Source organism: Pseudomonas tremae (assembly GCF_001401155.1).
GTDB classification, from domain to species: Bacteria; Pseudomonadota; Gammaproteobacteria; order Pseudomonadales; family Pseudomonadaceae; genus Aquipseudomonas; species Aquipseudomonas tremae.
Window position 1 is genome coordinate 19,840 of sequence record NZ_LJRO01000428.1, and the last position, 21,944, is coordinate 41,783.

20 protein-coding genes and 1 tRNA gene are annotated in these 21,944 nt (G+C 56.9%); 13 read left to right on the plus strand and 8 right to left on the minus strand.

Features of this window, described 5'->3' with window-relative positions:
- From ALO43_RS23310 to sctW, 4 genes are read right to left on the minus strand one after another with little or no spacing between them, the layout of a single operon-like run.
- Positions 1 to 1,350 (minus strand): FliI/YscN family ATPase, encoded by a 1,350-nt coding sequence (locus ALO43_RS23310; protein WP_024671157.1) that lies wholly within the window; start codon positions 1,348 to 1,350, stop codon positions 1 to 3.
- Positions 1,347 to 2,339 (minus strand): type III secretion system inner membrane ring subunit SctD, encoded by a 993-nt coding sequence (sctD, locus tag ALO43_RS23315; protein WP_005891585.1) that lies wholly within the window; start codon positions 2,337 to 2,339, stop codon positions 1,347 to 1,349. The genes ALO43_RS23310 and sctD overlap by 4 nt, the downstream gene beginning before the upstream one ends.
- 33 nt (positions 2,340 to 2,372) lie before the next feature.
- Entirely contained in the window at positions 2,373 to 4,460 is a 2,088-nt protein-coding gene (gene sctV, locus ALO43_RS23320) for a type III secretion system export apparatus subunit SctV (RefSeq protein WP_005891588.1), read from the minus strand.
- Positions 4,460 to 5,566 carry a type III secretion system gatekeeper subunit SctW gene (gene sctW, locus ALO43_RS23325; RefSeq protein WP_024671158.1) on the minus strand — a complete coding sequence of 369 codons (1,107 nt, stop codon included), beginning with the start codon at positions 5,564 to 5,566 and terminating at the stop codon, positions 4,460 to 4,462. Before sctW ends, sctV begins: the two co-directional genes overlap by 1 nt.
- 243 nt (positions 5,567 to 5,809) lie before the next feature.
- On the opposite strand from sctW, the gene ALO43_RS23330 reads away from it, so the two are divergent.
- From ALO43_RS23330 to ALO43_RS23350, 5 genes are all read left to right on the plus strand, one after another.
- Complete coding sequence (locus tag ALO43_RS23330; protein WP_005891591.1) at positions 5,810 to 6,373, plus strand: RNA polymerase sigma factor; 564 nt, start codon at positions 5,810 to 5,812, stop codon at positions 6,371 to 6,373.
- An 86-nt stretch (positions 6,374 to 6,459) separates the two neighbouring features.
- Positions 6,460 to 8,796 (plus strand): type III effector HrpK domain-containing protein, encoded by a 2,337-nt coding sequence (locus ALO43_RS23335; RefSeq protein ID WP_024671159.1) that lies wholly within the window; start codon positions 6,460 to 6,462, stop codon positions 8,794 to 8,796.
- Positions 8,797 to 9,081: 285 nt separating this feature from the next.
- A complete protein-coding gene (locus tag ALO43_RS23340; protein ID WP_053480675.1) occupies positions 9,082 to 9,336 on the plus strand; it encodes a PA0613 family protein in 255 nt (84 codons plus the stop codon).
- A gap of 157 nt (positions 9,337 to 9,493) precedes the next feature.
- Positions 9,494 to 10,288, plus strand: a complete 795-nt coding sequence (locus tag ALO43_RS23345) for a DNA adenine methylase (protein WP_054998137.1) — start codon at positions 9,494 to 9,496, stop codon at positions 10,286 to 10,288.
- 90 nt (positions 10,289 to 10,378) lie between these two features.
- Entirely contained in the window at positions 10,379 to 11,023 is a 645-nt protein-coding gene (locus tag ALO43_RS23350; RefSeq protein ID WP_054998138.1) for a hypothetical protein, read from the plus strand.
- A 413-nt stretch (positions 11,024 to 11,436) separates the two neighbouring features.
- Here ALO43_RS23350 and ALO43_RS23360 read toward each other — a convergent pair whose 3' ends face one another.
- Both ALO43_RS23360 and ALO43_RS23365 read right to left on the minus strand, forming a co-directional pair.
- Entirely contained in the window at positions 11,437 to 11,931 is a 495-nt protein-coding gene (locus ALO43_RS23360; RefSeq protein ID WP_005891599.1) for an Hcp family type VI secretion system effector, read from the minus strand.
- Between the two features lie 303 nt (positions 11,932 to 12,234).
- Positions 12,235 to 12,319: transfer RNA gene (locus ALO43_RS23365), tRNA-Leu, on the minus strand.
- A gap of 117 nt (positions 12,320 to 12,436) precedes the next feature.
- On the opposite strand from ALO43_RS23365, the gene queA reads away from it, so the two are divergent.
- The 6 genes from queA (at position 12,437) to ALO43_RS23395 (ending at position 18,520) form a co-directional block, all read left to right on the plus strand.
- Complete coding sequence (queA, locus tag ALO43_RS23370) at positions 12,437 to 13,501, plus strand: tRNA preQ1(34) S-adenosylmethionine ribosyltransferase-isomerase QueA (protein WP_024670465.1); 1,065 nt, start codon at positions 12,437 to 12,439, stop codon at positions 13,499 to 13,501.
- Between the two features lie 14 nt (positions 13,502 to 13,515).
- Positions 13,516 to 14,631 carry a tRNA guanosine(34) transglycosylase Tgt gene (tgt, locus tag ALO43_RS23375; RefSeq protein ID WP_005891601.1) on the plus strand — a complete coding sequence of 372 codons (1,116 nt, stop codon included), beginning with the start codon at positions 13,516 to 13,518 and terminating at the stop codon, positions 14,629 to 14,631.
- A gap of 52 nt (positions 14,632 to 14,683) precedes the next feature.
- Positions 14,684 to 15,019 (plus strand): preprotein translocase subunit YajC, encoded by a 336-nt coding sequence (gene yajC / locus ALO43_RS23380; RefSeq protein ID WP_002552468.1) that lies wholly within the window; start codon positions 14,684 to 14,686, stop codon positions 15,017 to 15,019.
- Between the two features lie 63 nt (positions 15,020 to 15,082).
- Positions 15,083 to 16,951 (plus strand): protein translocase subunit SecD, encoded by a 1,869-nt coding sequence (secD, locus tag ALO43_RS23385; RefSeq protein WP_005891605.1) that lies wholly within the window; start codon positions 15,083 to 15,085, stop codon positions 16,949 to 16,951.
- 9 nt (positions 16,952 to 16,960) lie between these two features.
- Positions 16,961 to 17,872 (plus strand): protein translocase subunit SecF, encoded by a 912-nt coding sequence (gene secF, locus ALO43_RS23390; RefSeq protein ID WP_005891607.1) that lies wholly within the window; start codon positions 16,961 to 16,963, stop codon positions 17,870 to 17,872.
- A gap of 108 nt (positions 17,873 to 17,980) precedes the next feature.
- Positions 17,981 to 18,520, plus strand: a complete 540-nt coding sequence (locus tag ALO43_RS23395) for a glycine zipper 2TM domain-containing protein (RefSeq protein ID WP_024670468.1) — start codon at positions 17,981 to 17,983, stop codon at positions 18,518 to 18,520.
- 67 nt (positions 18,521 to 18,587) lie between these two features.
- Here the strand turns inward: ALO43_RS23395 and suhB are convergent, their stop codons facing one another.
- Positions 18,588 to 19,403: a type III secretion system regulator SuhB gene (suhB, locus tag ALO43_RS23400; RefSeq protein WP_024670469.1), complete on the minus strand. Its 816-nt coding sequence runs from the start codon at positions 19,401 to 19,403 to the stop codon at positions 18,588 to 18,590.
- 215 nt (positions 19,404 to 19,618) lie between these two features.
- Here suhB and trmJ point away from each other — a divergent pair, with 215 nt between their 5' ends.
- Entirely contained in the window at positions 19,619 to 20,383 is a 765-nt protein-coding gene (gene trmJ / locus ALO43_RS23405; RefSeq protein WP_024670470.1) for a tRNA (cytosine(32)/uridine(32)-2'-O)-methyltransferase TrmJ, read from the plus strand.
- Complete coding sequence (cysE, locus tag ALO43_RS23410; RefSeq protein ID WP_054998139.1) at positions 20,383 to 21,159, plus strand: serine O-acetyltransferase; 777 nt, start codon at positions 20,383 to 20,385, stop codon at positions 21,157 to 21,159. Before trmJ ends, cysE begins: the two co-directional genes overlap by 1 nt.
- A gap of 94 nt (positions 21,160 to 21,253) precedes the next feature.
- Here cysE and ALO43_RS23415 read toward each other — a convergent pair.
- On the minus strand, positions 21,254 to 21,944 hold a 691-nt coding region (locus ALO43_RS23415; RefSeq protein WP_268873847.1), incomplete at its 5' end, for a YopJ family acetyltransferase.

Here is a 21,944-nt window from a genome sequence, read left to right on the forward strand (position 1 = left end):
TTACTCCGGCAGTTGAGAAGTGAGTCGCACCAACTCGTCCAGCGTCTCCTGCAAAGGCACAGGCTCACGCAGGTCCTGGCGCAGAAAGGCATTGATGGCGTCATTCAGTTGCACTGCGCAATCGGTGACCGGATCTGCCCCGGCCTGGTACTCACCCAGACGCAGGAGCATTTCCACCTGTTTATAGGCAGCCAGCAACTGGCGCAGGCGGTTGTTAGCGCGCTGATGTGCGCGATCTGTGACGTTACTCAGAATCCGGCTGATGCTGGCGGATACGTCAATCGCGGGATAGTGCCCGCGCTCGGCCAGCTTGCGCGACAGCACGATGTGGCCATCCAGCAACGAGCGAACTTCGTCGGCTACCGGGTCGTTCATCGAGTCCTGTTCGATCAGTACGGTGTACAGCGCGGTGATAGAACCCTCTTCGCTCATTCCGGCACGCTCCACCAGACGGGGCAGCAGGGTATAAACCGATGGAGGCAGCCCGCCGCGGCCCAGCGGTTCGCCCGAGGCAATGCCTATTTCCCGCTGTGCGCGCGCGAAGCGGGTCAGGGAATCGAGCAGCAACAGCACTTTCTGACCTCGGGCGCGGTAGGCCTCGGCGATCGCCGTCGCGGTAAACGCTGCGCGAGCGCGCTCCATACTGGAACGATCGGACGTAGCGCAGACCAGTACCGAGCGACTGCGCAGGGTTTCATCCAGCTCATGGTCGAGGAACTCGCGCAGCTCGCGGCCCCGTTCGCCGATCAGACCGAAAACAATGACGTCGCAATCCATGTTTCGGGCCAGCTCGGCCATCAGCGTGGTCTTGCCGCAGCCGGCACCGGCAAAAAGCCCGACACGCTGACCCTCGCCGAGCAGGATTGCACTGTCTATCGCCCGTATCCCGGTGGGCAGGGCTCGTGTGATGCGCGGCCTCTGGGTGGGCGGCAGGGCGTCGGCAATCACCGGCAGGGTAGTGCGACGGTCGTCGGGACCGGCAAATGCACCTTGGCAGTCACCCATCAACGGGCGCCCGAAGCCATCCAGCACGCAGCCCAGCAAGCTGTCATCGACGCCGATTCTGTGTGCAATGCCTAGCGGCCGAATTGGCGCACCGACCTGAACGCCGTCAGGCGCGCCCAACGCACTGAGCAACGTGCATTCCTGAGTGAAACCGACGATTTCAGCCAGCATAAGGGTGCCGTCGGCCTTGCTCACTTCACAGAGGTCGCCAACCTTGGCAGACGGTATCTTGCATTCCAGCAAAATCCCCCGAACTGCACTGACCCGACCACTGACACGAACCGCCGAGTAGCGCGAGAGCCGTGCGGCCTGTTGTTCCTGCCACTGGCTCAGGGCGGCATTCACCACTTCACCTCGATGTGACGGTCGCCGTCGAACTGCAGGCGTTGATCATCAATTCTGGTCAGGCGCAGGCCGTCGACTTCGTCGCCCACGTAGACGCGGCGGCCGTCGGCAGTCACCAGATGCGCGTGGGGGCCGGTCATGATCTGAACCACCACGAACGGCAGGGTGTTTTTGACGCTGCCAACGTTGTCGAGCACGTTAACTGGCGACTCGTAGCGGTCTTTGAAACGCTGCAGCATGCGCTGATAAACCAGCAGCGACTCATCTTTCAAGTGGCCGTTGAGCATCAGCCCTTCAGGCGTTTCCTCAATGCTGACATCGGTCAGCAGCCGGTCACTGAGCATGCTGTTCAACTGGTGTCTGACTGCGTCCGCGTTGTTCAGACGTACGCGCCCGGCAGTTGGCTGGGATGCCGGGTCGGTCAAAGGCTTTTGTGGCCCAGGCGCCGAACGCTCCGTTTCGCCAGCAGACGCAACGGCCGATGCAACGTGTGCCGGCCCCTGGTCCATCTGCATGGCTGTTGGCCGAGTCAGGCTCCAGGCGCTGCCGATCACGCCGACCAACAGGCCTGCAATGATTCCCGTAGTGCGGTTGAGAAACTGCGAGCGTGATTTGACCTTTTCAAGTGGAACGTCGGCGCGTGCAGGACCGGACTCAGGCTGTGGCTGCTTGGGAACCACTGCAGGTACAGCTGGCCATTCATCACCGGCAGGTGAAACGCATAGCCACACTGAACCAAGCATGAATGCGCTGTTGAGAGCCAGTTTCACGCTGGTTTGTGGAACGCCTTCCTCGTCACATACAGGTCCTTCTTCGGCATTGAGAAGCCAGTCCTCATCCTGGTGTTGCAGGCGGCAATGCAGACTTTTCACGCCGGCATCGTCCAGCGCCAGATCCAGCTGTGCTGCCGAGCCAATCGACCACTGTTCGCCGATCAATGGCAGGGCTGCACCTTGGTGCTGGCCATTCAGTACGCGTAGTTCAAACATCTGACCCCCTCCCAGCGCTCAAGCCTCAGAGGCTTAAGCGGCATCCTCGTTGTCCAGCTGTTCAAGGTCATCTTCCAGGTCGAAACGACCCATGACCCTGACCTTGGCTGCGTTGCTGATTTCCGCGAAAGACAGCACGGGAACGTGATAGAACTCTTCTCTCAGCAAGGTGCGTAAAGGGCTGCGCAGGTCTTGCGCAACCAGCAGCACTGCCTGTTCAGGTGCTCGTAGCGGAAAAGCGATGTGCAACTGCTGCACGAGCATCTGACTGACCTCGTTGCCCAGTGCAAAAAAGGTTTCGGTCTGTGTCTGGCGCAAGCCGTCGCGCAGCAGGCCTTCGCTTTCTGGCGTCAGCAGCCAGACCTGCAAGCCATCGGCGCCACAGTACTGGTGATAAATCTGTGATTTGAGGGCGATGCGCACATAGTCGGTCAGCACGTTTGTGTCGCGTTCGTGCTGGCAGTGTTCTATCAGGGTTTCGGCGATCACCCGAAGCGCTCGCAACGGCACGCATTCCGAGGCCAGGCGCTGCAGAACCGCAGAGAACCGGGTCAGGGTCAGGACCCGCTGCATTTCCTGAGCGAGTTCCGGTTGTTCCGATTCCAGCCAGCCGAGAATGGCTTTGGTTTCCTGCAAGCCGATGAACTGGGGGCCGCAGGCTTGCAGGGCACGCTCCATGCGTTCAACGATCAGGGTCATGGAGCTGACGCCGGGTAAATCGCTGCTCTGTTCTGCAGGCAACCAGACCCACTGATCTTCCTGGCGGTCGTTTGTGCCGGAGATCGCTGCAGGAAGTGCCTTACCGTTCAACTCACTGGCATCCACCGCAACATGTGTGTTGGTGAATGTCGCTTTGAGCATGGGCACGTCATACACCAGGAAGCGAAATTCATCTGGTGGCAGTTGGTCGACGTATTCAATGACGAAAGAAGGCAGCGTCAGACCGAACTGCACCACCAGGCGGTTGCGCCGTTGGCGTATCTCGCTGACCAGTGCCTCGACCTGTTCGCTGTCCTGATCAGGATGGAACTGCATGACGAACTGACGGCAGGGAGAGAACGTGCGCAGGTCTTCCTTGCCATTCATTTCCGGTGGAACGGCGACAGCGCCTTGCTCCTCTGCCTTGGGCCTTGCGCGTTGCAACTGCAGAAGGCCACCCGCGCCACAAATAATTGCGATGGTGATGAAAACGCCGGTCGGCATCCCCGGCAGGGCAGCGAAGCCGAGCATGGCCACGGAGGCAATAATCCATGCTTTTGGCTGGCTGGTGATCTGCTCGGCGATTTCGCGACCGATATTGGCTTCCACGCCCGCTTCGGTATTAGGCACGCGTGTAATGATCATGCCGCAGGTCACGGAGATCAGCAGCGCCGGGATCTGTGCGATCAGGCCGTCGCCGATGGTGAGAACGGTGTACAGCTGCAGGGCATCGCCCGCTGTCATGCCGTGCTGAATGACGCCGATGGAAATACCACCGATCATGTTGATTGCAACGATGATCAGACCGGCAATCGCGTCACCATTGACGAACTTCATCGCCCCGTCCATGGCGCCGAACAACTGACTTTCCTTGTTTAGCTCGGCGCGACGTTTGCGTGCCTCTTGTACGGTGATCAGATTGGCCCGCAAGTCGCTGTCGATGGACATCTGCTTGCCAGGCATGGCGTCCAGGGTGAAACGTGCGCCTACCTCCGCAACCCGTTCAGAGCCCTTGGTGATCACCAGAAAGTTGACCACCGTCAGAATCAGGAAGATCACTAGACCCACAGCAAGATTGCCACCCACCACAAACTGACCGAACGCTTCGACGATGTGACCGGCGTCCTGATTGAGCAGAATCAGTCGTGTCGTGGAGATCGACAAGGCCAGACGAAACATGGTGGTCAACAGCAGCACGGCGGGGAACGTAGAAAAGGCCAGTGGCCTTGGCAGGTGCATCGCCAGCATGATCAGCAGGCAGGAAATACAGATATTCACCGCGATCAGCACGTCGACCAGCCCGGTTGGCAGCGGGGTGATCATCATGAACACGATAGCGATTACAAAAAACGCGCCGACCACTTCCGAGCGACGCATGGCCGACAGCGCGACCATGTTCAGTGCGTTGATAATCCTGTTCATCAGGCAAGTACCCCGTAAAGCTGCTTCTGTTCCTGCTGAGTAAGTTCGGCCATAAGGATGAGCAGGTTACTCAGCGCAGTCTGGCGGCTCTTTATGTCGCGCCAGAGCAGAATCGGCAGTTGCGTCAACATGGGCCGCAAGCCATTTAGAAATGCCAACTGGTGTTTGAGCTGTTTGCCACCGATGTGCTGGGTTAGCTGCAGCGTCTGATTCACATTCATTCCATTGGCCGTCAGTGACAGCAAGTGCTTGAGAAAGGCTGGCGGATCGACTTTTAGTTCAGGGTTCATGGTGCGCATCCGTCCCAGCAGGTGCTCGCAGCCTTTCAGCAACGTAGTCACATGGCGCGCGGTATTGAGGCCGTGCATCAAGGTGCGCAACTGCTCGTTGGAGGCTGACGGCTTGATCGCCGAAAGATCGTCGGCAATGGCGATGCGCATGTCTCGAAGGTCCACGTCGAACTGCCCGTCCTCTTTCTGTTCGCTGAGCAGCGCTTCGATCAACCCGGTGATATTCGGTTGGCCCGACACGGCCACGTTGTAAATATTGCGCAGAGAAGCACGGCGCTTGTTATCGATATTCGATCGACCAAACGCCCTCGCGGTGTTGATACCTGCCCGCGCACGGGGGCCGTATTTTCTACGCAGCAGTTTCAGTTTTCGGGTCAGGATCACGTGTTCGCCAGTCGCGCCATCGGCCTCAGCCTGCTTGCGGGCCGCCTGCAATACCACGTGTGCCTTGGCGGCATCGCCGTCTGTAAACGCCAGAATCAGCGACAGATCATCGGAAGTGTCTTCCTGAATGATTTTCTTACGCAGCATGTTGGCGGCGTTATCCAGACCGGTGTCCTGGGCTCCCATCAGTAATTGATAGAGCTCACCCAGCTTGACCGCCCGCGACTGCAGGGCGTTGTTGCTGGCGATCAGCTCGCGCTGATGCAGGATGCGGCTGTGCTGAATCAGTGCCGCGGCGAAGCGCGATATCTTTTGCTGTGATGTCCCGGAGCCCTGCGGGTCGACGCTGGCAGGCGACAACGCAGCAGGGGTCACGACGCGGTTTGGCGTTACCGGAAGTATCTGCATGGGAGGCGGAGCGACGATTTTCATAGGGCTGTTCTGAGTCAGATCATGCCTGCTGAGTGGGTCATGGTCGCTGTTCGGTTCCCTATGGGAAAGCCTTCATGTGTTCGTGCCAAAAGTTGCTTGCGTAAATCGTGCGTCACGCAAAAAAATGTATTACAAAGAATTACAAATTTTTAATTTTCTATTTATATCAACAGGTTGCGTTTTATTTTTTGCTGGCACGGTTATCGCTATAGGGCTTACACACCACCATTAAAGGGTAAGCCCATGTTTCAGAAACTCGTGATTCTTGACGCAACCCAGTCACGCCAGCCACGCCAGTCATCTTCGCCGACCGGCATTCGCCAGCTTTCCGCAGATCAGGTTCAAATGCTCAGGGCGTTCATCCAGAAGCGTGTCATGAACCCCGATGATGTCGATGACATCCTGCAGTGTGTGTTCCTCGAAGCGTTACGCAATGAACACAAGTTTCAGCACGCCAGCAAACCGCAGACGTGGTTGTGTGGCATCGCATTGAACCTGATCCGCAATCATTTCCGCAAAATGTACCGTCAGCCTTATCAGGAAAGCTGGGAAGACGAAGTTCATTCCGAGCTGGAGTGGAATAGCGACATCACGCATCAGGTCGACGGGCGCCGGCAGTTGGCACGCGTTATCAAAGCCATTGATTGCCTGCCCTCGAACATGCAGAAGGTTCTGGAAGTGTCGCTGGAAATGGACGGCAATTATCAAGAAACAGCCAACAGCCTTGGTGTACCGATTGGTACTGTACGTTCGCGGCTGTCGAGGGCCCGGGTGCAGCTGAAACAGCAAATCGATCCATTCGCCTGAGCGACGCTTTTTGATGACTTTTCTGGAACCAACGCAGTCGCTCAACCACACAGTTGCCATCCTTCACACCTGGATGGCAACTTATCATGCGTATTTCCAGCCCCCTCACAAGCGGTATTGTTAATCAACCTGCCCAGAGCGACTTCTCTGGGGATGCGCCTCTTGCCAAGGCTTTACTGACGCCGGCCGGAGGTGGTCAAGCGGGTGTGCAGTTCGGTCAACCGGCTGCAAATCCGCCAAGCGCCCCCGCTGGAACCGAGCAAGCGGCGTCGTCCATTCTGGGCTTGCTGCTCAAAGGCGGTAATGCGCCTGTTACAGCTGACCCGCAGGTACAGCCTCAGCCAAGTAGTGATGCTCCCACACAGGCCTCACCCAACGCCCCCTCAACACCTACAGCACCCACAGCACCGGTCGCGCCTGCTGCTGCGCCCGCAAGCACTGATGCATCAGACCCGGCCAATGCACCGAAGGCCGCAGATGCCGCGTTTCTCGATGATTCTGAATACTCATCGCCCGAGGCACTGAAGCGCTGGGAGCCGATGGTGATGAATCTGCCGCCCGAGCAGCGCTTGCAGGCGGAAAAAGAACTCAATCGGCCGATTGCAGCAGCCTGGATGGCCCGTGAAGATGGCCCCAATGCCGCAAAGGCTATGGATTTCATCAACGCCAACCCGGCACTCAAAACCGCAGTGGACGTCGGCGATAGCGGTGGTCACGCAGATGGCAAGATTACCAACAAAGACCTCAAGTCCTTTGCCAAGTACATGGAAGAGGCCGCTGACGACGCTGACAAAAGCGTGTCCGACTACATGTCTGCCCACCCTGACGCCGACCCGCAGTCCCTCGAAATGGTCCGCAGCGCGGCCTTGATGCAGGCGAACATGCCGCTGGCTACTGCGGCTGATCCCAAGAAAGCATTGGGCGCGCAGGATCAGGCTGAAGTAGATGGCAATGTGGGCGCTGGTGACTTGAACGGCCTTGCACAAGGCAACCCCGGGTTGTCCGGGATCCTCAAGCAGTCCTGTAATACCTGGGCACAGCCTGGCTTTTTGGGGCAGCTCGACGAGGCCGGGCTCAGCGGCAATGACAAGGCAAAGCACAGCGCTGATCAACTGTTCGATAAAGATAACGTGGACAGCTGGATCAGGAACCAGGCACCTACCAATGGCGGCCAGTTTGCCAGCATGTTAAGCGATGCAGCGACTCTTAATTCTGTTGCAGGTATTGATACCAGCAAGCTGGACAAGGATGTCTTCGAACATCCCGAGGCTTACAGCGGCGCTGAGAAAGCTGCCGTCATGATCAAGTTGCAGCAGGTTCAGCAAAGCGTCATTGCCGGACGCAAATTGCGCGACACCGAAGAAACCGAAAAGGAGTTGACCGAAAAAATCTCGCAGCTGCAGGGTGACACAGGCGTACAGGAGTTCCTCAACAACAGTGTTCCCGAGCAGGAGCGCGCGCTGGTAAGCAGCAACCCAGAGCTGCGCAAGGCAGTGGTCAAACAGGCAAAGCATGTCAACAGTGGCGATGCGTTACGTGACGACATGCGAACCGCAGACAAGGCGGTCAGCGATGATAATCCGAATGCCGATTACAGTGGGGCCATCGGTGGGCTCTCTGCTCAACTGCAGATGCAGAAAGACTTGTTCCCCGACGCCGATGTGCCCACTCCCGATCAGGTCCTCGGCAAGCGCCCCGAGTTGCAATCTGCGATTCAGGATTCCTACGTTCGCAACTTCACCGAAGGTGGGTCTCTGAAGCAACTGCTTGGCCGGAAGGATGCCGATGCGGGGGAGTCGTTGCAGACCGCTGACAATCAAAAAGCGATGTATGACAGCGTATTGTCCAGCGATTTCACCCAAAGCCAGCAAAGCGACTACTTGGACTCTACCGTTAGCCAACTGCAGGATTCAAAAAGCGGTCGCAAACTGCTCGAAGGCAAGAATGAAGACAATCAGGGACCGTCGATAGTCAGCCAGGTTGCTTCCGAGATGGGGCCGCGTGCGCTTCAGTCCGTAATGGGGTTCGCCTCGGTCTCCGACATGCTTGCTCAAGGCAACAAGCTCGGCGCAGCTCAGACTATTTACGACAGCACCAAAATGGGCGCCGAAGCGGTCAAGGGAGGCATCGACGCAGGTGCGAAGATGATGGGTCGCGAGGCGTCTGCCGGCTTGGGGCGCATGGCTGGGCAGATTGCCGGCCGCGCGATCGGCATGGTCGCAGGCGAAGCCGCCGGGCTTGCAGCTGGCGCCGCGGTGGGTGCAGCAATTCCTGTCATCGGCTGGGCAATCGACGGCGCGATGGCGCTGGGCTTCGGTATCTCGGCAATTGTCGCAGCGGTCAAAAAGCACAAGGAGCAAAAGGCGTTTGACCATAACGTTGATCCGGTGCTGGACCAGTTCGGGATTTCGAAGGCGCATTGATTTTTTGAAACGGGTTGGTCGTCAACCCGTTTTATCAGCGCTATTTGCAGTATCGGCCAAGATTGCATGGAACTGCGGTGGTCGGATATCACCTCTCGATGATGCCTCTATACCCGGACCGCACAAGCGGTCCCCTTACCCTCGGAGATTGAATCGTGACCAAGGGTAACTTGACTACTGGTGCGGTTGTGTCGAAGTTCAACGTTACGACGTTGATCAGCGCTGCAAAGGAAGCTGGACTTCAGGTGATACTTCTGAACACCTCCAAAACATACAAAACCTCAAATGCCATCGGTAATACGCGCGATAACGACAACAGCACCGACAAATACGATGGACGAGTCTGCCGACATAGAGCTGATCGTCAACAAGCACCTGGCACCCGAGCTGGCGTTGGTCGTGCGTGAGCATTACTGCAACAGCGACAGTTTCCTACATCAAAAAATCACCCACTGCGGTTGCAGTCGGCAGACCTACTATGACCGGCTGCATCAAGCACACCTGAGCATTCAAGGGCTGCTGTGGTGTAAGGCTGCTTGAGGGCTCTCGCCATTTCCCGCTTGTCCTACCTCGTCCCACTGCCTATATACGTGGTGGGACGGTTTGCCCCTGCAAGTCCAGCTAAGGCTCTCGCTTCGTGCACAAAGCGCAGCGAGCCTAGCACCTGTTTATATATACAGTAAAGGTCTTGCTTTCTATGTCCACACCCATCATCCCTTGGATGGGCGGCAAACGCCGCCTGGCCGACCGTCTTATCCCGCTTTTCCCACCCCACGAATGCTACGTCGAAGTGTTCGCTGGCGGTGCGGCCCTCTACTTCATGCGTCCCCAGGCTGCCCCCGTCGAGGTCTTGAACGACATCAACGGTGATCTGGTGACACTGTATCGCGTAGTCCAAAACCACCTTGAAGAATTCGTCCGTCAATTCAAATGGGCACTCAGCTCGCGCCAGGTATTTGAGTGGCAGAAGATGACCCGCCCCGAAACCCTCACCGACATCCAGCGCGCTGCCCGGTTCTTCTACTTGCAGCACCACGCCTTCGCAGGGAAGGTGAGCGGGCAGACGTTTGGGACCGCAACGACAGGACCTGCCATCAACCTGCTGCGGATTGAGGAAAACCTCTCTGCCGCCTGGCAGCGTTTGTCCGGTACGTATGTGGAGAATCTGCCGTGGCTCGAATGTGCCGAGCGCTATGACCGGCCTCACACATTCCATTACATGGATCCGCCGTACTGGCAGACGGCTGGGTATGGTGTGGATTTTCCGTTTGAGAACTACGAGCGCATGGCGGAGTTCATGCGGCGGTGCAAAGGGAAGGTGATGGTGAGCATCAACGATCACCCTGATATACGGCGGGTGTTTGAAGGCTTCCATTTTGAAACGGTCGATATTCGCTACAGCACGGCAAACCAGAGAAAGGGCAAGGCTGATGTCAGTGGTGAGCTGGATATCATGAATTGGGAACCTGTGGCGCTGGGCAGGTTGTTCTGAGGTTTGTCCGTAGCTGGGCCAATAGTGGCTGCACTTCCGGCAAAGGTTAATGTTAGAGTATGGTTTTGTAAGCAGGTCATGGATGAACATATGGACGAATTTTGCACGCCAGAGTCAAACAATAGTCCCACTTGGACCCTGCTTGATCTAGTCATTTGGGAAGCATGGCCCGAGCAATTGGGCGGTGGCACCGCTTATTCACGACGATTCAAAGATGCTTGGGTAGTTCATAATAAATCATATATCAAGGCGGCAGCAGCTAAGTACTCACTCCCTATTGAGCTGTTGGCTGGAGTTTGTTGGATTGAGGTTGGCGGCGACCCCAATTTTGTGGACAGGATTGGCTTCGAAGTCAGAGCTCTTGAGCGCTTGGGTAATCTCTCAAGTCCGATAACTAACCCCCCAGCCAAAACCAGTTTTGGTTGGGTCAGCATCCAGCTTCGCACAGCAGCTGTTACTTTAGGGATGAATCCCGATGAGATGGATATCAGTCAGCTTCGGAGTTTGGCTAACTGTATTGAAACTGATATCTATAATATTGATATTGCGGCAAAGCACCTGCGTATGCTTGCTGATTATGATCATTTTTCTTCCATCGGAATGGAGGAGGTACGAATTATCGGCGCTCGGTATAATTGGGGTACAAGTCGGTCTTTAGATGAGATTAAAAAAGATCTGAGTTACGGTAACTTCATCGTCAATTCTTGGGCCCACCTCAAACAGCTTACGATGTGATGAATATGAAAGTGAAAATGAAAATGAAAATGAAAAGCGTATTGCTGCGAATTTTTTTGTACAGTATTTATTTTTTCTGTCTGCTAATGTATGTGCTCTTTCAGGGTTTTGAATATGATTGGATGGATCCTAGTATGCTCGCGTCCCCACCCGGTCTCACGCCATCACCTGATAATTTATCCTTGCCGATTCAAGATGAGTCTAATGACAGAGCGGTTCTTCGGGGTTTGGTCGTAACTATAGCTATCGTTGTGCAGATGGCTATTTGCTTTTCGCTTTCTCGAAAAGAAGCAATAATTACTGTCATTCTATTTGGTGTCACTTTGCTACTGTTCAGATAAGTCTGGAGCCCGCCCTGTCGTTGGGCGGGCTTCAGTTTCTAAAGAATACCGCTGAGCTGATAGTGTTATTGATTAAGCAAAAGGCTTATTTGCTGTCCTATCCCACCCCCCTGAGACGATACCAGCATTTCCTCCGTCAGCACGCTGCTGCTGAGAATATTCAAATTTTATACGTCCGTAGTTGAGTGTGATCATTTCCACTGGTAAGCCGGCATGTTCTGCGCCATTACCGCTAACGGTTGATATCAAAACTTCTTCAAGAACGATATCTAAATATTTGAATTTCTCAGTGCTTGCGCGGTGTACGCGTATAGTTACCTTGTTGATGTGCGAACCACGGCAGCAAAGCTCAAATAGTTTTGGTGTCGCTCTGTCTATATATTTGCTTACTCTAAAATCGCCCAGAGTCACGCCCCCTGCAGTCGCGCCCCCGCTAGATGAGGCAGTATTACTGATCGACTGAACCGCGTCGTAATGGTAGGACAACAGCTCTACCCAGCCTTTGTGGGCGTCGTCCAGAGACTCGCCTTCTACACCGTCCACCTGCATAAATGCGTCAAAAGACATATCAGCTTCCTGCTTCAAAAAATTGAGAGTTTAGCCTGGCTTGCGGAGCCCACCGATTGCCAGCATGGTTTACATGCAGCGTGCTGCCGAAACACTAGGCGATGAGATCGGGAAGGGCGGCCTCTGATCGAGGCGCGGAGCATCACGTTTGCTGGCCAGGAAGCTGCAGATTAATCAGAGGTGTGAACGAACGCTTGGTCGCGCCGTGCATCATGCGTCGGAACTGCGCGGAACACAGCGCGTTACGCCAATATTACGCCAGACGAAAAAAAAGACCTTGAATTTCAAGGTCTTTTTCAATGGTGGTGCCCCGAGGGAGAATCGAACTCCCACTTCTTTCGAAAACGGATTTTGAATCCGCCGCGTCTACCAATTCCGCCATCAGGGCTCAATGGCGGCGAAGTATAAGGATGAGTTTTCCGTTGGTCAACAGGGATTTACGCAGGTTTTTTACTAATGCCGTCAAACCGGATAAACTTCCCGGCCCTGCTAAACGAACCCGATCATGCGCGTCGCTGACTTTACCTTCGAACTCCCCGATTCCCTGATTGCTCGCCACCCGTTGGCCGAGCGTCGCAGCAGTCGCCTGTTGACCCTCGATGGGCCGACCGGGGCGCTGGCACATCGTCAATTCACTGATTTGCTTGAGCATTTACGTTCGGGCGACTTGATGGTGTTCAACAATACCCGTGTCATTCCTGCACGCCTGTTCGGGCAGAAAACCTCCGGCGGCAAGCTGGAAATTCTGGTCGAGCGGGTGCTGGACAGTCATCGTGTGCTGGCGCATGTGCGTTCCAGCAAGTCGCCCAAACCCGGGTCGTCGATTCTGATCGACGGCGGTGGGGAGGCCGAGATGGTGGCCCGGCATGATGCGCTTTTCGAGTTGCGCTTTGCCGAAGAGGTGCTGCCGCTGCTGGATCGGGTCGGGCACATGCCGTTGCCTCCTTATATAGACCGCCCGGACGAAGGCTCGGACCGCGAGCGTTATCAGACCGTCTATGCCCAGCGTGCTGGCGCTGTGGCTGCGCCGACTGCGGGTCTGCACTTCGACCAGCCGCTGCTGGACGCGATTGCAGCCAAGGGTGTCGAGACTGCTTTTGTCACGTTGCATGTAGGCGCGGGCACTTTTCAACCGGTTCGCGTCGAGCAGATCGAAGATCACCACATGCACAGCGAGTGGCTGGAAGTCAGCCAGGACGTGGTCGATGCCGTGGCTGCATGCCGTGCGCGAGGCGGCCGGGTGATCGCGGTCGGCACCACCAGCGTTCGCTCGCTGGAAAGCGCAGCGCGTGATGGCGAGTTGAAGCCTTTCAGCGGCGACACTGACATTTTCATTTATCCGGGGCGTCCGTTTCACGTCGTCGATGCTCTGGTGACCAATTTCCATTTGCCCGAATCCACGCTGTTGATGCTGGTTTCGGCATTCGCCGGTTATCCCGAAACCATGGCTGCCTATGCGGCGGCCGTCGAGCACGGGTACCGCTTCTTCAGTTACGGTGATGCCATGTTCATCACCCGCAATCCCGCGCCGACGGCCCCACAGGAATCGGCACCAGAGGATCACGCATGAGTCGCACCTGTCGTATGTCTTTCGAGTTGTTGGCCACCGACGGCAAGGCCCGTCGTGGTCGCCTGACCTTTCCGCGTGGCGTGGTCGAGACCCCGGCGTTCATGCCGGTGGGCACCTATGGCACGGTCAAGGGCATGCTGCCGCGTGACATCGAGGCCACGGGTGCGCAGATGATTCTGGGCAACACGTTTCACTTGTGGTTGCGCCCGGGCACTGAGGTCATCAAGGGCCACGGCGACCTGCACGATTTCATGCAATGGCAGGGGCCGATTCTGACTGACTCCGGCGGTTTTCAGGTGTTCAGCCTGGGCGCCATGCGCAAGATCAAGGAGGAGGGCGTGACCTTTGCGTCTCCGGTTGATGGCGCCAAGGTGTTCATGGGGCCGGAAGAGTCGATGCAGGTGCAGCGTGATCTGGGCTCGGACATCGTGATGATTTTCGATGAATGCACGCCGTACCCGGCTGACGAGGACGTGGCGCGTATCTCCATGGAGCTTTCCCTGCGTTGGGCCAAGCGTTCCAAGGTCGCGCACGGCGAGAACACCGCGGCACTGTTCGGCATTGTTCAGGGAGGCATGCACGAGAACCTGCGCATGCGCTCGCTGGAAGGCCTGGACGAGATTGGTTTCGATGGTCTGGCCATCGGCGGTCTGTCGGTCGGCGAGCCCAAGCACGAGATGATCAAGGTGCTGGACTATTTGCCAGGCCAGATGCCGGCAGACAAACCCCGTTACCTGATGGGTGTAGGCAAGCCGGAAGATCTGGTCGAGGGTGTGCGCCGTGGCGTCGACATGTTCGACTGCGTCATGCCGACCCGCAACGCTCGCAACGGCCATTTGTTCATCGATACCGGCGTTCTGAAAATCCGTAATGCCTTCCATCGTCACGACAATTCGCCATTGGACCCGAGCTGCGATTGCTACACCTGCAAGAACTTCTCGCGCGCTTATCTGCACCACCTGGACAAGTGTGGGGAAATGCTGGGTAGCATGCTCAACACAATCCATAATTTGCGGCACTACCAGCTGCTGATGGCTGGTTTGCGCGAGGCTATTCAACAGGGTACATTGGCCGCCTTTGTCGATGCCTTCTATGCCAAACGCGGCCTTCCAACGCCGCCTCTGGGTTGAAACAGAACGAGTTTTTCCTGCTTTTATACTAATTATGTAACTGGAGCGACACATGAGCTTTTTCATCTCTCCCGCTTTTGCGGATGCTGCTGCACCGGCTGCCGGTCCTGCGGGCAGTGGTTTCGAGTGGATCTTCCTGGTCGGCTTCCTGGTCATCTTCTATCTGATGATCTGGCGCCCACAGGCCAAGCGCGCGAAAGAGCAGAAAAACCTGCTGGGCAACCTGCAGAAAGGCGACGAAGTTGTGACCAGCGGCGGTATCGCCGGCAAGATCAACAAAGTGACCGACGACTTCGTGGTCATCGAAGTGTCCGACACGGTCGAGCTGAAAATCCAGAAAGGCGCCATCGCGGCCACTCTGCCTAAAGGCACCCTGAAAGCGATCTGAGTAGCAACTTTTTACCCATCGACGGGGCGCGCAAGGCGCCCCGCGTTTTAAGCGGGCGGCGTGATGCTGAACAAATACCCTCTGTGGAAATACGTACTGATCCTGGCGGTGCTGGTGGTCGGTTTTATTTATTCCGCACCCAATCTCTATCCTGATGATTCTGCCATCCAGATCAGCGGCGCGAGCACTGCGCTGCAAGTCAATCAGGCAGACGTGGATCGTGCAGCCAAGGCGCTTGCCGATGCTGGCATCTCGGTCAAGGCTTCTTCTCTGGCCGAGAATGGCAAGGGCGGTTTGTTGCGTCTGAGCAAGCAGGAAGATCAGTTGCCGGCCAAGGATGTTGTGCGCAAGGCTTTAGGTGATGACTATGTCGTCGCACTGAACCTGGCGCGTACCACGCCGACCTGGCTGCGTAACCTGGGCGCGAGCCCTATGAAGCTCGGCCTCGACCTGTCCGGTGGTGTGCACTTCCTGCTGGAAGTCGACATGGACAAGGCGATCGATGCTCGTCTGAAAGTCTACGAAGGTGAAGTCAAATCCCTGTTGCGCAAGGAGAAGGTGCGTTATCGCAGCCTCCCGCAGTTGGGCAATGCGATTCAACTGGGCTTTGGCGATGACGCAGAACGCGAGCAGGCCCGTGCGCTGGTTCGCAAGACCTTCACCGACTTCGAAATCACGCCTGCAGAGCTGAACGGTATTCCCGTGCTGCGCATGGCGCTGACGCCAGCCAAACTGGCCGAGATTCGCGAATACTCGATCAAGCAGAACCTGACCACGGTACGTAACCGGGTCAACGAGCTTGGTGTGGCCGAGCCGCTGGTACAGCGTCAGGGTGCCAACCGCATCGTGGTCGAGCTGCCGGGTGTGCAGGACACTGCAGAAGCCAAGCGTATTCTGGGCAAGACCGCCAACCTCGAGTTCCGCCTGGGCGCAGGTCCGGATGATTCGAAAGGCACCACCGAAATGTTCGAATTCCGCGAAGGCGGGCGTCCGGCAGCGGCGGTGGAGCGTGGTCTGATTATCACCGGCGATCAGGTGACTGACGCCAAGGCCAGTTTCGACGAGCATGGCCGCCCTCAGGTAAACATCAACCTGGACGGCCATGGTGGCGAGCTGATGAGCCGCGCTACCCGCAGCAATGTGGGGCGCAGCATGGCGGTGATCTTCATCGAGCAGCGTCCTACCACTACCTACACCAAGCAGATGGTCAACGGCGTCGAGAAAGACGTGCCGGTCCAGACGTTCAAAGAAGAGAAGAAAATCATCAGCCTGGCGACCATTCAGTCGCCGCTGGGCAGTCAGTTCCGGATTACCGGCCTGAACGGCCAGGGTGAGTCTTCCGAACTGGCGCTGCTGTTGCGTGCCGGTGGTCTGGCAGCACCGATGTACTTCGCCGAAGAGCGCACCATTGGTCCAAGCCTGGGTGCCGACAACATCACCAAGGGTATCGATGCTTCCCTGTGGGGCATGTTGTTCGTATCGATCTTCATCATGGCGATCTACCGTTTCTTTGGTCTGATCGCTACCGTGGCGCTGGCCCTGAACATGGTCATGCTGCTGGCATTAATGTCCTTGCTGGGTGCAACACTGACCCTGCCGGGTATCGCCGGTATCGTGTTGACCATGGGTATGGCGGTGGACGCCAACGTGCTGATCTTCTCGCGTATTCGTGAGGAAATCGCCAACGGCATGACGGTACAACGCGCTATCAACGAAGGTTTCGACCGCGCCTACACGGCGATCCTCGACGCCAACCTGACGACGCTGCTGGTCGGCGGCATTCTCTTTGCGATGGGCACCGGCCCGGTCAAAGGGTTTGCAGTGACCATGTCGCTCGGGATCTTTACCTCGATGTTCACGGCCATCATGGTGACCCGCGCTATGGTCAACCTGATCTACGGCGGTCGTGACTTCAAGAAGTTGTGGATTTAAGGGGCTGCCATGTTACGTACCATCAACTTCATGGGCGTTCGCAATGTTGCGTTCGCCATTACGATGCTCCTTACCGCACTGGCGTTGTTCAGCTGGTTCCATAAAGGGCTCAACTTCGGTCTGGACTTCACCGGCGGTACGCTCATCGAGCTGACTTACGAGCGTCCGGCCGATCTGGGCAAAGTGCGTCAGGAACTTGTTTCAGCGGGCTATCACGAAGCCGTTGTGCAGAGCTTCGGTGCGACAACTGACTTGCTGGTGCGCATGCCGGGTGAAGACCCGCAACTGGGCACCCAGGTTGCTGAAGCGCTGCGCAAATCCGGTGCCGATAACCCGGCAGTGGTCAAGCGGGTAGAGTTCGTCGGTCCTCAGGTCGGCGAAGAGCTTCGCGACCAGGGCGGTCTCGGCATGCTGATGGCGCTGGGCGGTGTTCTGATCTACCTGGCGTTCCGCTTCCAGTGGAAGTTTGCAGTCGGCGCGATCATCTCGCTGATTCACGACGTTGTGGTGACGATGGGTATCCTGTCGTTCTTCCAGATCACCTTCGACCTGACGGTGCTGGCGGCGGTGCTGGCGATCATCGGTTACTCGCTGAACGACACCATCGTGGTCTTCGACCGGGTTCGCGAAAACTTCCGCCTGCTGCGCAAGGCATCGTTGATCGAAAACATCAACATTTCGACCACGCAGACACTGCTGCGCACAATAGCGACCTCGGTTTCGACCCTGTTGGCGATTGTGGCGTTGTGGGTATTCGGCGGTGACAGCCTCGAAGGCTTCTCCATCGCGTTGTTCATCGGTGTGCTGGCGGGTACCTACTCGTCGATCTACATCGCCAACGTGGTGCTGATCTGGCTGAACCTGACCACTGAAGATCTGATTCCTCCTGTGGTTGTAGACAAGGCCGACGACCTGCCATAAGTCCGGTCATCATAAAAAAGGCGCGAGAGCTGAACTCGCGCCTTTTTTTATGCTCCAAGGCTAGGCATTGCGCAGTCATGCTGCGTTTCGATTGGTCAGGAGGTTCAAGTGAACAAGTCTATGCTTGTTGGTGTTGTATTAGGTGCTGCTGTCGTGACCGCTGGCGGCGCCGTTGCCACCTATAGCTTGGTCAAGGGTGGTCCTGAGTATGCGGATGTATTGGCTGTAGAGCCAATCAACCAGCAGATCAAAACCCCCCGTGAAGTTTGCAAGGACGTAACCGTTACCCGTCAGGCGCCGGTCAAGGACCAGCATCAGATCGTAGGTAGCGTGATTGGCGCGGTTGCCGGTGGTTTGCTCGGCAATCAGGTCGGTGGCGGTAATGGCAAGAAAATCGCAACCGTCGCAGGTGCGCTCGGCGGCGGTTATGCCGGTAACAGGGTTCAGGAAGGTATGCAGGAGCGTGATACCTACACCACTACACAGAACCGTTGCACAACGGTCAATGATGTCAGCGACAAAGTGGTGGGTTACAACGTCAAGTACAAGCTGAACGAAAAAGTGGGTCAGGTCCGTATGGAGCGTGATCCAGGTAGCCAGATTCCGGTCGACAAGAACGGTCAGCTGATATTGGGTCAGGCGCAATAACGCCAACCGCTGGGCTTCTGAGAGACATAAAAAAACCGGCTTTCGCCGGTTTTTTTACATCTGCTGTTTAGCGCTTGAGCGAAGCAGGCAGGTGCGGTGCGATGGCTGTCAGTACAGCCTTGAAGCACTTGGTGTTACCGGCAACTATGTGGCCTTTTTCCAGGAAGTCGTGACCGCCTGTGAAGTCGCTGACCAGGCCGCCTGCTTCCTGAATCAGCAGTGCGCCTGCAGCCATGTCCCATTCGGACAGGCCCGACTCCCAGAAAGCATCGAAACGACCGGCGGCCACGTAGGCCAGGTCGAGGCTTGCAGCGCCTGCGCGACGGATGCCGGCAGTCTGGCCGACCAGGCTGCGGAACATGCCGAGATAGTTCTCGATGTTGTCCATCTGGTTGTCACGGAAGGGGAAGCCGGTGCCCAGCAGCGCGCCTTCCAGGCTCTTGCGTTGGCTGACACGCAGGCGACGACCGTTGAGTGCGGCGCCGCGGCCACGGCTGGCGGTGAATTCTTCCTGGCGAACCGGGTCCAGAACAACAGCGTGTTCCAGGCGGCCGCGGTATTTGCAGGCGATGCTGACCGCGAAGTGCGGAATGCCGCGAACAAAGTTGGTGGTGCCGTCCAGCGGGTCGATGATCCACAGGTAGTCGGTGCCTTCGCCGCTGCCTTCGTGCATGCCGCTTTCTTCGCCGAGGATGCCGTGAGTCGGGTAGGCCTTGCGCAGCGCAGTGATGATGCTCTGTTCGGCAGCGCGGTCGATCTCTGTGACGTAATCCTTGGCTTCTTTTTCGTCAACCTTGATGGTATCCAAGCGCTCGATGGAGCGGAAAATCAATTCGCTGGCGCTGCGGGCGGCGCGCAGCGCGATATTCAGCATGGGCTGCATGGACAATTCACCTAAGGTTGTTAAAGAGAGCCGGGCATTCTATGGGCTGATTCGAATTATTTCCAGCCTTGCGTTGTTACGGCTGTCGACTTCGTGTGAGTTTTTCTGCTGCCGGGCAAATGATTTCAGGTTGCGTCGTCTGCACGGGTTCGTAGCGTTAGGCGGACCGTTTCTGTAGGATTTGCCCCCCTAATTCGCGTCAGTGAGCGTTCGCCTTGTTGCAGAACATCCGTGTTGTCCTGGTCGGCACTACCCATCCCGGAAATATCGGCGGTGCCGCTCGCGCCATGAAAAACATGGGGCTTTCACGTCTGGTGCTGGTCGAGCCCAGAATCTTTCCGTCGCCGGATGCTGATGCCCGCGCATCCGGTGCCACCGATATTCTCGAAGCTGCGCAGGTCGTCGCTACGCTGGAAGAGGCGCTGGTGGGTTGCCGTCTTGTATTGGGTACCAGTGCTCGGGATCGCAGCCTGCCATGGCCGTTGCTTGATCCGCGAGCGTCTGGCGAAAAGGTTATAGAGCAGGCCGGGGAGGGTGCCGAAGTGGCGCTGGTATTTGGTCGCGAGCACGCTGGCCTGACCAACGAAGAACTGCAGCGTTGTCACTTCCATGTGCATATTCCTTCAGACCCCGCTTTCAGTTCGCTCAATCTGGCTGCGGCCGTTCAGGTGCTCAGCTATGAAGTACGTATGGCGTGGCTGGCCCTATCGGAGCAGGGCGAGGCGTCCAGGCCTGCGTCGGCGCACAGTGCTGAGCTGGCGACGATGGACGAGATGGAAGGCTTTTATGGTCATCTGGAAAGCACATTAGTGGACATCGGTTTTCTTGACCCTGAAAAGCCGAGGCATTTGATGGCAAGGCTGCGCAGGCTGTTCGGTCGCAGTGAGGTGGAGCGCTCCGAGCTGAGTATTCTGCGCGGTGTGCTCACTGAAACCCAGAAAGTCGCACGCGGCGAACCCTACAAGCGGAAGGACCAGTAATGTTCGAGCGCCTTCGAGAAGACATTCAAAGTGTGTTCCACCGCGACCCTGCGGCGCGCAACGCGTTTGAGGTCTTGACCTGCTACCCGGGTATGCACGCTATCTGGCTGCACCGTTTTGGCCATATTTTGTGGTGCAACGGCTGGAAATGGCCCGCGCGGGTGGTCTCCAATTTCGGTCGCTGGATGACTGGCATCGAAATTCATCCGGGCGCGCGCATCGGTCGTCGCTTTTTCATTGATCACGGTATGGGTATCGTGATCGGGGAAACCGCCGAGATCGGCAATGACGTGACGCTTTATCAGGGCGTGACTCTGGGCGGCACCAGCTGGAACGCCGGCAAGCGTCATCCGACCCTCGAGGACGGCGTCGTGGTGGGGGCGGGTGCCAAAGTGCTGGGGCCTTTCACGGTAGGGGCTGGTGCCAAGATCGGCTCCAATGCCGTGGTCACCAAAGCGGTGCCTGCCGGTGCGACCGCCGTAGGTATACCGGGGCGCATCATCGTCAAGTCCGACGACGAGACAGAAGCCAGGCGCAAGGCCATGGCTGAAAAGCTCGGCTTTGATGCTTATGGCGTCAGCGCAGACATGCCAGACCCGATTGCCCGCGCCATCGGGCAGATGCTCGACCATTTGCAGGCGGTCGACGGCCGTCTCGAAGGGATGTGCGATGCCCTCGGCAAACTTGGCAGCGATTATTGCGCCAAGGAGCTGCCCGAGCTGCGTGGTGAGGTCTTCGACTGCGTCAAGGACGAGCGTGAACACGCGGTTAAGTGAAGTTAATTTAGTATCACGCGTCGCCGATTGAGGGCGGGCGGGCCCGTATCGTTGAGGTGCTAATAGTATCGATACGAGCTCGCGATTGTTGTCGTCAGCGCTGTGCTGCGGCCAGTACTCGTTTTATTTCCTGGAGTCTAAAGCCGTCGATGGACGCGCTGAATTGGGTGCTTGACGGTGTACCATCGTCGAGCAAAACACTGCGTGTCATGCGAAATGCCTGGTTGCGTTGAATCAGGTTTTCAGCCTCTCTGTGGTTTTCGCTGTTGACTCTCCCGGCTATGCGTCCGTCCGGCCGCTTCATTAGCTCTCTCGCCTGCGTCAGCGAAGCGCCATGCTTATAAAAATCCACTGGCAGAAAATCCGCACCGAATGCCGCATGAGTGTCCCCGTTCATCAATGGGTATGGGCTGTTTTGTTCGAGTGCGCCGAGGGTGGTCTTGGTTCTGGACTCGTCTTCGGTTGGTAATGCGCCACGCTGAAGACCTTGATGAATGTCATCAAATTGATTTGCATTTTTATAGGCTTTGATTGCGTAATTCAGGGCGTACATAACGCAGTCGTCTTTCGTTTTTTGCGCCTGCGTTTCAAGAATGGCGACGTGCGAGAGTGGTACACCACTCTTTCTCAAATCCTCAAGGGTCAGGTTGTGCTGTCGAAGCTGTTGAAACTCTGAACCGACTATGACGGCTGGCTCAGTAATTATAATGGTTGGAACTCTACCCTGATGCAGGCGGACATCAGCCATTACGTGATGCCTGACTATCTGTCCGGTTCCAGGACTG

What these genes read in the sequence shown, in the direction of transcription:
- ALO43_RS23350 (WP_054998138.1), top strand. Translation starts at nt 10,379, where the DNA reads ATGGACGAATTTTGCACGCCAGAGTCAAACAATAGTCCCACTTGGACC.
- sctV (WP_005891588.1), bottom strand. Translation starts at nt 4,460, where the DNA reads ATGAACAGGATTATCAACGCACTGAACATGGTCGCGCTGTCGGCCATG.
- suhB (WP_024670469.1), bottom strand. Translation starts at nt 19,403, where the DNA reads ATGCAGCCCATGCTGAATATCGCGCTGCGCGCCGCCCGCAGCGCCAGC.
- secF (WP_005891607.1), top strand. Translation starts at nt 16,961, where the DNA reads ATGTTACGTACCATCAACTTCATGGGCGTTCGCAATGTTGCGTTCGCC.
- ALO43_RS23345 (WP_054998137.1), top strand. Translation starts at nt 9,494, where the DNA reads ATGTCCACACCCATCATCCCTTGGATGGGCGGCAAACGCCGCCTGGCC.
- cysE (WP_054998139.1), top strand. Translation starts at nt 20,383, where the DNA reads ATGTTCGAGCGCCTTCGAGAAGACATTCAAAGTGTGTTCCACCGCGAC.
- queA (WP_024670465.1), top strand. Translation starts at nt 12,437, where the DNA reads ATGCGCGTCGCTGACTTTACCTTCGAACTCCCCGATTCCCTGATTGCT.
- secD (WP_005891605.1), top strand. Translation starts at nt 15,083, where the DNA reads ATGCTGAACAAATACCCTCTGTGGAAATACGTACTGATCCTGGCGGTG.
- yajC (WP_002552468.1), top strand. Translation starts at nt 14,684, where the DNA reads ATGAGCTTTTTCATCTCTCCCGCTTTTGCGGATGCTGCTGCACCGGCT.
- sctW (WP_024671158.1), bottom strand. Translation starts at nt 5,566, where the DNA reads ATGAAAATCGTCGCTCCGCCTCCCATGCAGATACTTCCGGTAACGCCA.
- ALO43_RS23335 (WP_024671159.1), top strand. Translation starts at nt 6,460, where the DNA reads ATGCGTATTTCCAGCCCCCTCACAAGCGGTATTGTTAATCAACCTGCC.
- ALO43_RS23360 (WP_005891599.1), bottom strand. Translation starts at nt 11,931, where the DNA reads ATGTCTTTTGACGCATTTATGCAGGTGGACGGTGTAGAAGGCGAGTCT.
- ALO43_RS23330 (WP_005891591.1), top strand. Translation starts at nt 5,810, where the DNA reads ATGTTTCAGAAACTCGTGATTCTTGACGCAACCCAGTCACGCCAGCCA.
- tgt (WP_005891601.1), top strand. Translation starts at nt 13,516, where the DNA reads ATGTCTTTCGAGTTGTTGGCCACCGACGGCAAGGCCCGTCGTGGTCGC.
- sctD (WP_005891585.1), bottom strand. Translation starts at nt 2,339, where the DNA reads ATGTTTGAACTACGCGTACTGAATGGCCAGCACCAAGGTGCAGCCCTG.
- ALO43_RS23340 (WP_053480675.1), top strand. Translation starts at nt 9,082, where the DNA reads ATGCCATCGGTAATACGCGCGATAACGACAACAGCACCGACAAATACG.